Genomic DNA, 13,036 nt, shown 5'->3' with positions numbered 1-13,036 from the left:
GCACGGTGAAACTCTACCGCCGACTTGCCATACGGTTGATCTCCGCACGAACCATCGTCTCGACCATGGGCGGCAGATTGGCTTCCAGCCACTCCCGCACCAGTCCGCGCACTTCCTGCCGAACCAGATCCTCAAGGGTCAGGGACGATCCGTTTGCGACGGGCGTCTTTGCCGCCACTGTATGGCTGGGCTGCGGCTTCGCTTCAAGCGCCGTGTGAAGCGAAGAAAAGGACCGCGCCATCGCATCGCGGGCGTCCTGACCGATCAGGCTCCCAGAAACGGCATCCTTATCAGATGACGCTCCATCGTGAGCGTCCGGCGCCCGCATGGCGGCATCAAGAACGAGAACATCGGAACCTTCATCTGCCACTGACGTGGGAGTAGCAATATTCACGTCCATTTCATCCTCCTGCAAGATATGACGGATGGACCGCATCAGGTCGGCCATCGTCTTGTCATGGTCATCCAAGCTCTGTCTCGGCACCAGTATCCATTACGATATTGTCCCTTCTCTTCTGCCCGGCAAAAGATCATCGACCAGGCTGATTTACAGCGTAATCATTAATACCCCACAAACGGTCCTTAACGGCGTTATAATAAGCTTTCTCGTCATAAAGCGGCACATTCAACTTGAGATCGACCGCCGTCAGACGACCGATGGCGGCGGCGACGCTATAGGAGGTCGTGACGAGGCTGCTCAGGCTCTGCACGAGCGCGATCTGCGACTGAAGCAGCGTGCCCTGCTGCTGAAGAACTTCCAGGGTCGTGCTTGTCCCGACAATGGCCTGTCTTTCGACGCCATCGAGCGCGACGACGTTGGCGGCAATCGCCTGTCGATCGCTCGTAATGGCTTTCCGATAGGATTGCAGTTGCTGCCACCCGGCGGACGCCGACTGAAGCGCGGTTCTGCGCTGGAGATCCACATTGCGGCGCGCAGCTTCGGCGCTTTGTCTTGCCTGCCGAACGGCCGCATACTCGGACCCACCCTGATAAATCGGGATGTTGAAATTCAACATCGCGTATTTATTGTCGGTCATCATGTGGCCGTAAGACTGATTGATCATATGTTGATAGGCTGCGGTCGCCGAAATTTTCGGCAGGATCTGCGCAATCGCGACTCCAATGGCGTCCTTCTGGGCTGACTCGGTGAAGAGCGCACTCACAACGTCCGGGTTGTTGGTCGCGGCGAGGCTTACAGCCTCCTTCTCACTCTTGACGGGAAGATTCAGCGGTTGGGGCGCTTCAAGGTTGGGTGCGGGCGGCAGCCCGACAGCCTGCAAATACGTGGCCTGAGCGGCCTGAAGCGTGCCCTCCGCCTGCTGGCGTGAAGCGGTCGCCATCGCGAGCGCCGCCTGTGCCTGGGCAACATCCGTTCTCGTGAGTTCCCCCTCCCGAAAGCGTTGCTGTGTCGCCTGCAACTGCTCCTCCAGAACATGCTCGTTGTTGATGTTGATCTGGAGAAGCTGCTGGTCCTGCACGACACCCACATAGGCGCTCACGACACTGGTGAAGACCTGCTGCTCCGTCGAAATCAGCTTGGCCCGCTCGGACATCACCTGATTGACGGCCTGATGCGTGGCTTTCGTCGTCTTGCCACCCTGGTAAAGCGGCTGCGTGATCGTCACGCCACCCTGATAGCCGGGCGTGGAATAAACGCGACTGTAAGCGGGAGCTCCGCTTTCCGATCCGGGGGCCGGCCCCGTGGCGCCATACTTGCTCTCGCCCTGGTAATAGGTCAGAGCGGCCTGCCCCTGAATCGTCGGACGCCAACCCGCGAGAGCCGTCGGTACCATTTCATCCGTTGAACGCAGGGTTGCCCGTTCCTGCTGAAGCTGCGGATTGGTGAGATAGGCCGCAGCCAGCGCCTCCTGAAGCGTGTGCGGAATGAACGTGGGCGAACCGGAACCGTCATATTTCTGCGCAAGCGCCGTCCCGCATGTCAGGAAAGACATAAGGCCTAGGCCCAGTGACGTTGTGTGCTTCATGACTTACCTTGTTTCCGCTTCACTCGATGACGCCGCGCCGATCCGAACTCGTGCGTCCTCATTCATCATGACCACCAGCCGGAAGTCCGTGACCGTTAATGTCTGATAAGCTCTGACGGGAGCAATAAAAATATCCGCAAGCGAAAGCCGGAGCGTTCGCCTCTTGACCTCGTTCTCATCTGGATGGATATAGCCCCAACGCGCGGTCCGGTGGCAGAATGGTTATGTAGCGGACTGCAAATCCGCGTATGTGGGTTCGATTCCCGCCCGGACCTCCACCGCGCGTCACAAGCCGCAGGAAAATTGCGCCTCTCAGATTGTTTCTTATAAATTTCATCCCTGCCGTGATGGGTTTATCGTGTGGTTTGAGCAGTGCGGGCGAACGCGCGTCCCGCACTGGAAAGCCGCAGATTCCACAAATTTCGATCCGTATGGCTCCTGACAAAAACCAGCATGCTGATGCCGTCGATCCGTCATCAGCGTGTTGTTGACACGCAACAGGTTTCGCCCTCTTCCTTCGCGCAGGAGGAATACAAAATGGCTGACGAAGAAATTGCGGGTTACTTGATCCGCCGGGAAGTCGAGGAAGAAGACGAGTTCTGGCACCCGGAGAATAACTGGGTGTCCGATCCGAGTGACGCCATGCTTTACGAAGACGTCACAGCTGCCACCGAGGCGGCGGAAGCCCTTAGCGAAGGCGGCGTTTTTGAAGTTACCGTCGAAGAAGTCCTCTACGACGACGAAGAGGAAGACGAGGGCGAAGAATAGCCCTTCAGGCCGCGTTGCCCGACTCGCCAGGACCCTTTCGCGCCGCCTTCCGACCACTCCCAGGCGCGAGAGACATCATATTTCGCCGAACCTCAGAGGCCTCCCCCGCCTCGTCAGGCCAGCCCGACAAACCCAAGGCTTGTTGCGTAAGAGCGTGAAGATTGCGAACCGCTCCTTCGCGGAAAGCCCGGCGGCCAGACTCCCCGCATCTCGATGATGCTCAGTTCATCCGGCTGTCACGCTTCTGAGCCGAAATATAAGCGGCTGCCGCGCCCAGGAGGCCCGGTTGCGGATAGGTGATGATTTTCACGGGCACGGTCGAGAGCTTCGTTCCAAGACGGCCTTTCGCCACGAAACGCTCCGCGAAGCCGGACGATGCAAGACGATCAGCGAGACGCAATCCAAGACCGCCCGCAATCACCATCCCTGCGGCCCCATGCGCAAGCGCAAGATCTCCGGCAAAGGCACCCAGACAGAGGCAGAAACGCTCGAGAGCGGCGACGGCCATGGTTTCGCTTCCTTCCAGAGCCCGCGTCCAGAGCTCCTTGTCGTCGCGAATCGTCATGGGCATGCCCTGTTGCTGCGCAATCACTTCATAGAGATTGACCAGCCCCGGTCCCGACACGAACCGTTCGGTTGAAACTCGCATGAAGCGCGATCGAAAGTGTTGCAGCGCGTAGTCCTCGAAAGCGTCCAGGGGCGCGAAATCCATGTGCCCGGCCTCACTTTCGAGAACCGTATAATCAGCCGCACTTCCGTGCCTGATGAGGCAGGCGGCGCCAAGACCTGTCCCGGGTCCGACAATCGAGATGACGCCCTCGACCGGAAGAGGAATCTCAGGGCCGCACAGATGCTGCAACTGACCTGGCTCGACATGAGCCACCGCATGGGCGACGGCGCCAAAATCGTTGACCAGCACGAGCCCTTCGGGCGCCAGTCGCGTCTCGAGATCACGCCGACGGATCGTCCAGGGATTGTTGGACATCCGCAGCACCTCGCCATGCACCGGAGATGCGACGGCAATTCCGGCGCGCGGAGGCAGTGTGTCCTTTCGGCCGATCTGATCGCCAAATGCCTCCCAGGCGAGTTCGAGGCTCGCATGCGCCGCGCATTTCAGCGTGGTCTCGTCATCAAGCGCGATGACACGTCCGTTTTCGATGCGCGCTATGGCAAAGCGCGCATTCGTGCCACCGATATCCCCAACGACGATTTCTTCCATCGAATGTTCCTTTCAATCCGATCTCTGACGGTGCAACGCGCGCATGACATTCCACGTTGCGTATGGGCACAGCCATATGATCATTGCCCTCGGACTTCACGCTGCTGCACTTCCGAGCGACGAAGGAGGGCATGAGCGATACGCCGGGGCACGAGAGCCTCCAGGAACCGCAGGGCGATGAACGGTGCCGGGAACATGACATGCGCGCGGCCTCGCCTCACAGCCCTGAGGATGGATCGAGCGGCGGACTCGGGTGTCATCAGGAACGGGCGTGCGCCCTCGAGGCGGCGACTCATCGCAGTATCGATATAGCCCGGCGAGACTACGGTCACGATGACGCCGTGCGGTCGCATCGCCCCATGCAGAGCGGTCATGAAGCGCGTCAGTCCCGCCTTGGTGCCGGCATACGCCGTCGCCTGTGGCAGATCGTGAAAGGCCGCGACCGAACCGATCGCCACGATGGCTCCTCCCTTACGACGCGCCATCGCATTGGCCGCCGCCGTCGCCAGCGTGACGGGAGTCGTGAAATTGACCTGGGCCATGGTCAGGACCGTGCCGGGATCTTCCGTCAACGCTTCAGGCGCGCGGATATCCGGCATCCCGGCACCCAACACCATGAAACCGATCGGCATGCTCTGCTCGTCCTCGCGCAATGCGTCCAGCGCCGCCTGGCTGTCCGAGAGATCGAGCGTGCGTATGCGAGCCTCAGCGCCCCGTGCCCGGCATCCCTCGGCGCAAGCTTCCAGCCGTGTCGCATCCCGCCCCCAAAGGAAGAGTGTCACGCCCGGACCTGCGCATTGGAGAGCGATGGAAGCCCCGATTCCTCCCGAGGCGCCCGTGATGAGGACGCCAGAAGCGCCGCCTCGTGATAGAAGGGTTTCCTTTGCAAAGCTCTTACGACGTGACATGTAACTTCATCTCATTCACAAACGAAACATTCCTGCAGGGCATGACATGTCCCGCCCCCCATAAACGAGGACAACATTGCTGAAATCCCCGGCACGCGCGCAACCTGACGCGCCGATCGTCGTCCGCCCCGTCGAGAGCCGGGGGGAACTGTCGCTCTTCATCAAGTTGCCACGTCTGCTTTATCGCGACCTTCCCGGCTATGTCGCGCCGCTCGACATGGAGCAGAATCACCTTCTCAATCCAAAGCACAGCCCGACTTTCCGTCATGCCTCGATTCGATACTTTCTGGCGTGGCGTGGCGATAAGCCGTGCGGCCGAATTGCGGCCATCGTGGATCCCTTGTCCATAGAAGCGTGGAAATCGACATCGGGTGCTTTTGGCGCTTTGGACGCCTTGCCGGAAGAGGCCGTCGTGCGGGCTTTGCTCGATGCCGCGCGGGACTGGTTACGTCTTCAGGGAATGGCAGCCATGCGCGGGCCACTGACGCTGAGTTATCATGGCGAATCAGGCATGATGATCGCCGGGCAGTCCGAGCCCCCGATGGTCGCGACTCCGTGGCATCCCATCGGTCTGTCCGACTGCGTCGAGGCCTGTGGGTTCAGCAAGATACAGGATCTTCTGACCTACCGCCTCAAACTCGACGATACGACGGACGCGATTCATATCGTTCCGGGATCGCTCAAGCCCGGTGAGGATCGCCTCGGTGACATCCAGGTGTCTCATCTCTCGAAAAAGGCGATTACGGCGCAGGGCGAGATTCTGCGAAGCCTCTATAACGACGCCTGGGAAGGCACGTTCAATTTCGTACCCCTGCAAGACTACGAAATGAACGCCATGATCGAGCAGCTCAAGCCGGTCCTGCGTCCCGAGCATTATGTCCAGATCGACCAGGCCGGTCAGCCGGTCGCGATGGCCATGGTCGTGCCCAACGTCTTCGATATCGCTTATGATCTTGACGGTTCTCCCTCGCCACTGGGTTGGGCGAAGCTTGGCCTCCGTCTGCTGCGCCAGGATTTTCATACGGGGCGCGTTATCCTGCTCGGCGTCGCACACCGGATGCGCGGCTCCATGCTCGGCGCGCTGCTACCCTCTCTGGCGATTGCAGAATTGCTCCGGCGCCGCACAACGCTCCATTACGATGCCGTTGAACTGGGATGGATTTTGGAATCCAACCTGCCGATGCGTAACCTCATCGAACGCCTGGTCCCGTCGCCCAACAAAATTCACCGTCTCTACGAAGGTTCGATTGAGCCCAACGCGGCCTGATTCACAAATCCGACGTTTCCAGAGCATCTTTATCCGATCAGACGGGCTGGGCTGATCGAATAAAGATGCTGGCCGAAACTTAAGAATGGGAGCCTTGTCCGCAAACCCGTGTGAACGGACGGAACTCTAGAAGTGCTGCCATCCCCGTGATGACAGTCCCACCGGCGCGCCATCCCGTCCAAGAACCGTGACGCCACCTGGATTTTCGGCCGTTGCATGCCCGATCCGGGTCATCTTGATGCCGGATCGGACGGATTCCCGTTCAAGTTGAATGCGACATGCCGGCGCACAGGCCACGAGAAGTTCATAATCGTCGCCACCTGTGAGACACTCTCCCAGAACCTCATCTCCCAGAATGAGAGCCGCAGGAGAGAGCGGAATTTTCCCGACCTCGACCACGATGCCGACGCCACTCTCGGCGGCCAGATGTCCGCAATCCTGAATCAGACCGTCAGACACGTCCATCGCCGCGTGGGCGATGCCGGTGAGAGTCAAGCCCATACGAGGCTGAGGCACTCTGTATCGGTCCGTCAGATATCCGTCCGGATCCGGTATTTCTCCACGCAGCGCCCGCAGGCCGAGCGCGGCATCACCGATGAAACCTGTCACCCATATGTCATCACCGGACTGGACCCTGTCGCGTCGCAACGCGCAGCCCTGGGCCACCCAGGCGAGAATTGTGACGGAGAGAACCAGCGGTCCCTGGGTACTCGTCGTATCGCCGCCGAGGAGGCGTACGTCGAAGAGATCCTGATCCGCCGCAAGGCCCGCACTGAATGACTCGAACCAGGCATCATCAAGACGGCGCGGACGCACGATATTGAGGAAATATCCGAACGGTACGGCGCCCATGGCAGCGCAGTCCGAAAGGTTCACCCGCAGAAGTTTCTGCGCGATGGTCGCTGGGGGATCGTCCGTCAGAAAATGAACGTTCTCGACGATCGTATCCGTCGAGATGGCAAGTTCATGACCGGGGCGCGGAGCAATCAGCGCCGCGTCGTCACGCAGGTCGAGCGCTTCCCGCCCTGCGAGAGGCCGGAAATACCGCGCGATGAAATCGAACTCGCCCGCTCCTGTCACGCGGGGCTCGTGCTCGCCTTGCGCTGAGCCAGCGTATCCAGAACGCCATTGACCATGCGCGGCTCGTCACCCGAAAAAAATCCATGCGCGACATCGAGATATTCGTTGATGATCACGCCCGCTGGCACGTCTCCTTCGAGTTCGAAGGCGCCCGCACGCAGAAGGGCGCGCAGAACGGAATCAAGACGTTCCATCGGCCAGTTTGCGGGGAGGATCTCAACCAGAGCCTGATCGATACGGTCCTGACCTTGGGTCGCGCCTTTGACGATCTCCTCGAAAAGACGGCGGTCCGCATCCGGAACCTGACCTTCCTCGAAGGTCGCATCGGCCCGCGTCTCGAGACGATGACGAACAAACTGCTGTACGACGGCTTCAGGATTGTCCCCGTTCTGCTCGCACTGGAAAAGCGCCTGTACGGCGGCAACACGCGCAAGTGTTCTCGAACGCTTCGGCGCGCTTTCGAGTGTCTCAGTCATCTGTCTTCCTTTCGGGCACAAAAATCCCGGCATAAAGTGCGATGCGCCTCCCCTATCACGGACGGACACATCGTGATCGCGCTATTTCTCCGTCCGCTCGCGCGACGGCAATCCCTCCAGCCCTTCGTCGCCGGGCTTCATATCCGTCAAAAGCTGGGAAAACGCAGCGACCTCCCTGAAATCGCGGTAGACACTGGCGAAGCGCACATAGGCGACATCGTCGACCCGCCGCAGCGCATCCATCGCCAGCCGGCCGATCCGATCGCTCGCGATTTCTCCGTCACCGGACGCCTCAAGCTGGCGGACGAGCCCGTTGACGATGCGCTCCTGCGCGTCATCATCGACCGGACGCTTGCGCAATGCCACGCGGATGGAGCGTGCCAGCTTGTCGCGATCAAACGGCACCCGACGTCCATCCATCTTCGTGACAACGAGCTCCCGCAGCTGCACCCGTTCAATCGTCGTAAACCGCTGACCGCAGGCGCCGCACACGCGCCGACGACGTATGGCCACACCGTCTTCGGTTGATCGGCTGTCCTTGACCTGGGTATCTTCATGGCCGCAGAAGGGACAGTGCATCGTTTGCCTCGGACGAAGGCGCCGCAATATCCGGGGAAACCACAGGACCGGACCAGCGCGCCACGCATGGAATAAGAATGGTGAGAGTAAGGAGCCTATCGGTGAACGGAACGCAAGGTTCTCGGCGATGGAAAGCGCGCGCCGCCTTTTTGGGTCTCTGTATATTCGCGCACGCCGGGATGCCGGAAAGCCAAGCCCAGGACGTGTCCGCGCCAGCGATCGGGAATCGGGCGACGGCAGCCGCGGAGGCGGATCAGAACAACGCGGCTGCGGATATCTCCGTCAAAGGATGGATGCGCTACGATACTTCCAATCCGGATCTTGGAGTCGGCTATTTCACCATTACAAATAACGGCATGCAAAATCACCTCCTGACAGGCGTGACGTCTCCGGCATGCGATCAGTTCATTGCCCGGCATTCCGACCAGGAGTCGACGGACTACACCAGCGGCCTGTTCACACGCCTGGCGCTGCCGCGACAATCGACAATGGATTTTCCTGAAGGCGGCTATCATCTCGTCTGCCTGCACACGAAAAGTGGTCTCAAAACCGGTGACGAGGTTCCTGTCACGTTCACATTCCTCGGCGGATCATCCAAAGTCGTCGAATTCCCGATCCACGCTCCGTCGGTCGAACTTCCCGCGAACTGAGAGAACGACAGCGGAGTTCGCGCCTCACGGCCCTTGAGGCTTCAGGAGCCCTTCGCGGCCAGAGTTTCCAGCACCGCTTGGCCATATCGTGTGAGCTTGGAGCCGCCCACGCCCTTGATCCGTCCCAGCGCTTCCAGAGAAGAGGGCGCGTCACTCGCGATCTCTCGAAGAACCGAATCGTGGAAAATGACATAAGGCGGAATCTCCTGTTCCCGCGCCTCCGTGCGTCGCCATTCCTTCAACGCGTCGAAACGTGATTTCGCCGGGCCGATCAATGTTTCCGCCGCATTGCCCTTGCCTTCTTCCCGAAGACTGACTGTCGGATCCTGGCGCAGCTCGACTTTGATCTCGCCGCGCAGGATCGGCCTTGCAACTTCATTGACCAGTCCGAGGCCGCCATGCTCCCCGCTCGTGCGCAAAGCGCCGCGCGCGATCAATTGACGGATGACCGCGCGCCACCAGGCGTCACTATGTTCTTTCCCCAGGCCGAACACGGAGAGGTGCTGGTGAGCATGTCTGCTCACTCCTTCCGTCACCTTCCCACGTAAAACCGCAGTGATATGAACCGCGCCGAAATTCTGACCGGTGCGATAGACCGCGGACAGCGCTTTCCGGGCAGCGTCCGTTCCGTCGAACGTCGAGACCGGATGAAGGCAGTTGTCGCAATGCCCGCAAGGCTGTTCGAGATGTTCGCCGAAACAGGCCAGCAAAGCCTGTGTTCGGCAGGAGACGGCTTCAGACAGCGAAATCATGCTTTCCAGTCGCGCCTGCATCACGCGCTTTTCAGCTTCCGGCGCGCTGGACTGCTCCAGCCAGTAACGTGCCCGTGCGATATCTTCACCACCGTATAGCAGAAGCGTATTGGCAGGCTGGCCATCTCGTCCCGCACGCCCGATCTGCTGGTAATAAGCTTCGGGAGAGGCTGGCATATCGAGATGCACGACGCAGCGCACATCGGGCCGATCGATACCCATGCCGAACGCGATCGTGGCAACGATCACCAGCGGTTCGCCACGACGAAAGCGTAACAGGGCCGCGCGCTTTTCCTGTGGCGCCAACCCCGCGTGGAAAGGCAGCGCCGTAATGCCGCGGTCATTCAGCCCCTTGGCGACACGTTCGGTCTTGTTGCGGCTCCCGCAATAAACAATCGATGCCGCGTCGCCGAAACGGGCCAGCGCCTCTTCGAGTTGGCGCATCTCCTGCATTTTGGGGCGCGCAGCGATGAAGAGATTGGGCCGATGAAAACTCGCGATCAGCTGACGGGCCTGGGGCATGCCGAGCGCCATCAGAATATCATTGCGCGTGCGTGGATCCGCGGTCGCCGTCAGAGCGATGCGTGGAACGCGCGGGAAAAGTTCGGGCAGCGAGGCCAGCGCCCGATATTCCGGTCGGAATTCGTGGCCCCAGGCGGAAATGCAATGCGCCTCATCGATGGCGATGACGGAAATACGCCGCTGTGCGAGATACCGGGTCGTTCCCGGCGAAAGCAGACGTTCGGGCGAGATATAAAGAATATCAAGATCACCGGACGAAAGATCAGCGCGTATCCGCGCCAGTTCGTCCGGTTCGAGTTCGGAATGCAACGCGGCAGCGTTCACCCCAAGCTGTCGGAGGGCCGCCACCTGATCGTCCATAAGGGCGATCAAAGGCGACACGACGAGCCCCATCCCCTCACGACATAAGGCCGGAACCTGATAACAAAGGCTCTTGCCGCCGCCAGTCGGCATAAGAACGAGAACGTCCTCGCCCCGCATGACGGTTTGGACCGCCTCCGCCTGAAGACCACGAAACGACGAAAAGCCAAAAACCTCGTGAAGCACCGCTTCGGGTGATCGCGCGCCTGAAATCAGCGGCGCGGTTTCATCCTGATCGGTGACTTCAGGCTCGGATAACGTCACGGAGTGCCGGGATCGATCTCGATCGATACACGCCGTGCTGCAACGGCCGCATCCTGATTGTTGGCAGGGGCGCGAGCGAACTGCGTGATTTTCGCAGTCCCCACGCCATCCGTCGCAAGAGCATCCGCAACCGCCTTGGCGCGATTTATAGCCAGTTGCTCATCCGCCGAGAGGTTGGTGCCATGTGCTGCGGCATGCCCAACGACCTCGACAACCGAAGCGTGGGAATTCCTGGCGTCCTGCGCAGCACGCCCAATAATCTGCTGGGCGACGGGTGACAATTCAGTCGAACCGGCAGCAAAAAAAACCGGATAGCGATCCCGATCCGTTGAATTGGCACATGCACCGAGCAGCGCCGCAACCGAAAAGGACAGGAACAATGAGGCGCGACGCATCGGTATACCTTTCTCGTCTTCGTTCTGTACCGCGAAGGGAGTTCTCCGCGAAATGCTGTTCGTGCCGCGCCGCGTGCGAGACGTCAACATCATGACGCGATCGCGCCGTCATCTATCATGCGTTCAGACGGGCGCCGCCTCGACTTTACCGCCGTTCAGACGCCACACCTGATCGAACTGCTCCACGCCAAGCAGACGATGCGCGATCAAAAGAACTGTTCGACCACGCGAAGTTTCATTCAATGTCGCAAGGAAGGCACGCTCGGTCTCGGCATCCAGCCCCGTCGCCGGTTCGTCAAGGACCAGCAGCGGCGCGTTGGTCAGCAGAACGCGCGCAAGAGCGATGCGACGCGCCTGGCCTCCCGAGACTTTCGCGCCCCCTTCTCCCACCCAGCTATCAAGTCCGTCGGGAAGGTTACGAACGAAGTCGCCGATTTCCGCCTCATCCAGCGCTTTCCAAAGGGCAGACTCCGGCGCATCAGGCGTCGCCAGCAACAGATTGGCGCGAATGGTATCGTCAAACAGATGTGTCGACTGCGAGAGCCACCCGATCCGGGCGCGCAGACTGTCTGACGTCAGGGTTCTCAGATCGGCTCCGCCAAAAGTGATCCGCCCCTCGTCGGGCTCCACAACTTTGAGCAGCAGAGCCGCCAAAGTGGATTTCCCGATACCGGACGGACCGAGAAGCGCCACCCGCTCCCCCCGTCTTATCGTCATGCTGAGACCGTCCAGAACCGCTCGACTTTTCCCGCTCCATGCAAATGAAACGTTTTCGAGAACCACGTCCCCATCGCGTGGCGCCTCCTGGGTTCCATCAGTGGCCAGAGGAGCTTCGTCAGCAACGGCCGTCACGCGCTGCGCCGCGTGTCCGACCTTGGCTGCAAGCACCCCGGCGCGGGTCAGCCCCATGGCTCCCTCGAAGGCGGTCACGGTCACGAACAGGACGACCACACCGTTCAAGGCTGGCACACCGCCGAATACCCGCCCCGCCATGGCGCAGACGATCACGAGAACCGCAATCTGCCCCCAGAGAAACGCGGAAGCCCCGGCCGCCGCCTGTCGTCGGGCATGATGCCACTGTGTGCGATAAAGGACGTCCTGCCTGGCCAGAATCCGATCGACCAGACGCGGCTCGGCGCCAAATGCCCGGGCTTCCCGCATCCCTGACGCGAAATCGAGCGCGGCGACACGAAGATCGGCCTCAGCCTCCGAAATCTCGGCTCCGGCCGGTCTTGCGATCCGTGCCGCGATCACGGGAAGAAGCACCGCGACCATCAGAAAAATCACCAGTAACGTGACGCCAAGCTGTGGAGAGGCGTGCCAGCCCACAATCAGCAGAACCGGCATCGCCGCAACGGCCCCAAGGAACGGCAGGGCGATCCTCAGATAGAGATTGTCCAGCGTATCGACGTCGCGCACGAGGCGGGAAAGCAGATCTCCCGACCGACGGAAACCAATACCCGCGGCCGCGCCATGGGCGAGTTTGCGAAAGAACCAGACGCGCAGTCCCGCCAGTGCCCGAAACATAGCGTCATGCGCGAAAAGACGCTCTGCGTAGCGCAGGATGATGCGCCCCACACCCGCAAGACGCAGCACGACATAGCCGATCGCCAGCCCCACCCCGGTCGCGAATGCGGAAACACGCAGACCCGCAGCGCCCATGAGGGCCAGCCCTGAAAACAAGGCCAAAATGGAAAGCAGACCACCGCATAGCAGCCGCGTGCTCCATGGCCGCCAGACAGAAAGAATTTCCCCGAGTGCGGTCGCAACCGAGTGATGCGGCAAGCGCGTGTGGGTCTGCCGTTCGTCGC

At 60.6% G+C, this 13,036-nt stretch carries 13 protein-coding genes and 1 tRNA gene; 4 read left to right on the top strand and 10 right to left on the bottom strand.

What is annotated here, in order from left to right; genetic code table 11:
* Positions 1-13: 13 nt before the first annotated feature.
* Positions 14-469 carry a DUF2497 domain-containing protein gene (locus tag PWM43_RS05565; RefSeq protein WP_289841566.1) on the bottom strand — a complete coding sequence of 152 codons (456 nt, stop codon included), beginning with the start codon at positions 467-469 and terminating at the stop codon, positions 14-16.
* A 61-nt stretch (positions 470-530) separates the two neighbouring features.
* Complete coding sequence (locus PWM43_RS05560; RefSeq protein WP_394356034.1) at positions 531-1,985, bottom strand: TolC family outer membrane protein; 1,455 nt, start codon at positions 1,983-1,985, stop codon at positions 531-533.
* 204 nt (positions 1,986-2,189) lie between these two features.
* Between PWM43_RS05560 and PWM43_RS05555 the strand changes: the two genes are divergently transcribed.
* Positions 2,190-2,263, top strand: a tRNA-Cys gene (locus tag PWM43_RS05555).
* 175 nt (positions 2,264-2,438) lie between these two features.
* Entirely contained in the window at positions 2,439-2,753 is a 315-nt protein-coding gene (locus tag PWM43_RS05550) for a hypothetical protein (protein ID WP_289841565.1), read from the top strand.
* Positions 2,754-2,973: 220 nt separating this feature from the next.
* On the opposite strand, the gene glk is transcribed toward PWM43_RS05550, so the two are convergent.
* Together glk and PWM43_RS05540 are read right to left on the bottom strand one after the other, a co-directional pair.
* Positions 2,974-3,972 carry a glucokinase gene (gene glk, locus PWM43_RS05545; protein ID WP_289841564.1) on the bottom strand — a complete coding sequence of 333 codons (999 nt, stop codon included), beginning with the start codon at positions 3,970-3,972 and terminating at the stop codon, positions 2,974-2,976.
* A gap of 80 nt (positions 3,973-4,052) precedes the next feature.
* Positions 4,053-4,880 carry an SDR family NAD(P)-dependent oxidoreductase gene (locus tag PWM43_RS05540; RefSeq protein ID WP_289841563.1) on the bottom strand — a complete coding sequence of 276 codons (828 nt, stop codon included), beginning with the start codon at positions 4,878-4,880 and terminating at the stop codon, positions 4,053-4,055.
* A gap of 79 nt (positions 4,881-4,959) precedes the next feature.
* On the opposite strand from PWM43_RS05540, the gene PWM43_RS05535 reads away from it, so the two are divergent.
* The gene (locus PWM43_RS05535; RefSeq protein ID WP_394356047.1) at positions 4,960-6,147 is read left to right on the top strand and encodes a hypothetical protein; all 1,188 of its coding nucleotides are present in this window, start codon (positions 4,960-4,962) and stop codon (positions 6,145-6,147) included.
* 126 nt (positions 6,148-6,273) lie between these two features.
* Here the strand turns inward: PWM43_RS05535 and thiL are convergent, their stop codons facing one another.
* The 3 genes from thiL to nrdR all read right to left on the bottom strand — a co-directional run bounded on the left by thiL (position 6,274) and on the right by nrdR (position 8,282).
* Complete coding sequence (gene thiL / locus PWM43_RS05530; RefSeq protein WP_289841561.1) at positions 6,274-7,227, bottom strand: thiamine-phosphate kinase; 954 nt, start codon at positions 7,225-7,227, stop codon at positions 6,274-6,276.
* Positions 7,224-7,703, bottom strand: coding sequence for a transcription antitermination factor NusB (nusB, locus tag PWM43_RS05525; protein ID WP_289841560.1), 480 nt, complete (start codon positions 7,701-7,703; stop codon positions 7,224-7,226). The genes thiL and nusB overlap by 4 nt, the downstream gene beginning before the upstream one ends.
* An 81-nt stretch (positions 7,704-7,784) precedes the next feature.
* The gene (nrdR, locus tag PWM43_RS05520; protein WP_289841559.1) at positions 7,785-8,282 is read right to left on the bottom strand and encodes a transcriptional regulator NrdR; all 498 of its coding nucleotides are present in this window, start codon (positions 8,280-8,282) and stop codon (positions 7,785-7,787) included.
* A 203-nt stretch (positions 8,283-8,485) separates the two neighbouring features.
* Here nrdR and PWM43_RS05515 point away from each other — a divergent pair, with 203 nt between their 5' ends.
* A complete protein-coding gene (locus tag PWM43_RS05515) occupies positions 8,486-8,932 on the top strand; it encodes a copper chaperone PCu(A)C (protein ID WP_289841558.1) in 447 nt (148 codons plus the stop codon).
* Positions 8,933-8,973: 41 nt separating this feature from the next.
* Here PWM43_RS05515 and recQ read toward each other — a convergent pair whose 3' ends face one another.
* From recQ to cydC, 3 genes are all read right to left on the bottom strand, one after another.
* Positions 8,974-10,782: a DNA helicase RecQ gene (recQ, locus tag PWM43_RS05510; protein ID WP_289841747.1), complete on the bottom strand. Its 1,809-nt coding sequence runs from the start codon at positions 10,780-10,782 to the stop codon at positions 8,974-8,976.
* A 44-nt stretch (positions 10,783-10,826) separates the two neighbouring features.
* Entirely contained in the window at positions 10,827-11,225 is a 399-nt protein-coding gene (locus PWM43_RS05505; protein ID WP_289841557.1) for an OmpA family protein, read from the bottom strand.
* 123 nt (positions 11,226-11,348) lie between these two features.
* On the bottom strand, positions 11,349-13,010 hold the full coding sequence (cydC, locus tag PWM43_RS05500; protein WP_394356046.1) for a thiol reductant ABC exporter subunit CydC: 1,662 nt from the start codon (positions 13,008-13,010) through the stop codon (positions 11,349-11,351).
* Positions 13,011-13,036 lie beyond the last annotated feature (26 nt).

Source organism: Brytella acorum, assembly GCF_029309905.1.
GTDB lineage: Bacteria > Pseudomonadota > Alphaproteobacteria > Acetobacterales > Acetobacteraceae > Brytella > Brytella acorum.
This window is presented reverse-complemented; position numbering and strand designations above follow the sequence as displayed.

Bases quoted from the DNA above. Each gene is read 5' to 3' on its own strand.
- nusB (WP_289841560.1), bottom strand. From the start codon at position 7,703: ATGACTGAGACACTCGAAAGCGCGCCGAAGCGTTCGAGAACACTTGCG.
- PWM43_RS05540 (WP_289841563.1), bottom strand. From the start codon at position 4,880: ATGTCACGTCGTAAGAGCTTTGCAAAGGAAACCCTTCTATCACGAGGC.
- glk (WP_289841564.1), bottom strand. From the start codon at position 3,972: ATGGAAGAAATCGTCGTTGGGGATATCGGTGGCACGAATGCGCGCTTT.
- PWM43_RS05505 (WP_289841557.1), bottom strand. From the start codon at position 11,225: ATGCGTCGCGCCTCATTGTTCCTGTCCTTTTCGGTTGCGGCGCTGCTC.
- PWM43_RS05550 (WP_289841565.1), top strand. From the start codon at position 2,439: ATGCTGATGCCGTCGATCCGTCATCAGCGTGTTGTTGACACGCAACAG.
- nrdR (WP_289841559.1), bottom strand. From the start codon at position 8,282: ATGCACTGTCCCTTCTGCGGCCATGAAGATACCCAGGTCAAGGACAGC.
- PWM43_RS05560 (WP_394356034.1), bottom strand. From the start codon at position 1,985: ATGAAGCACACAACGTCACTGGGCCTAGGCCTTATGTCTTTCCTGACA.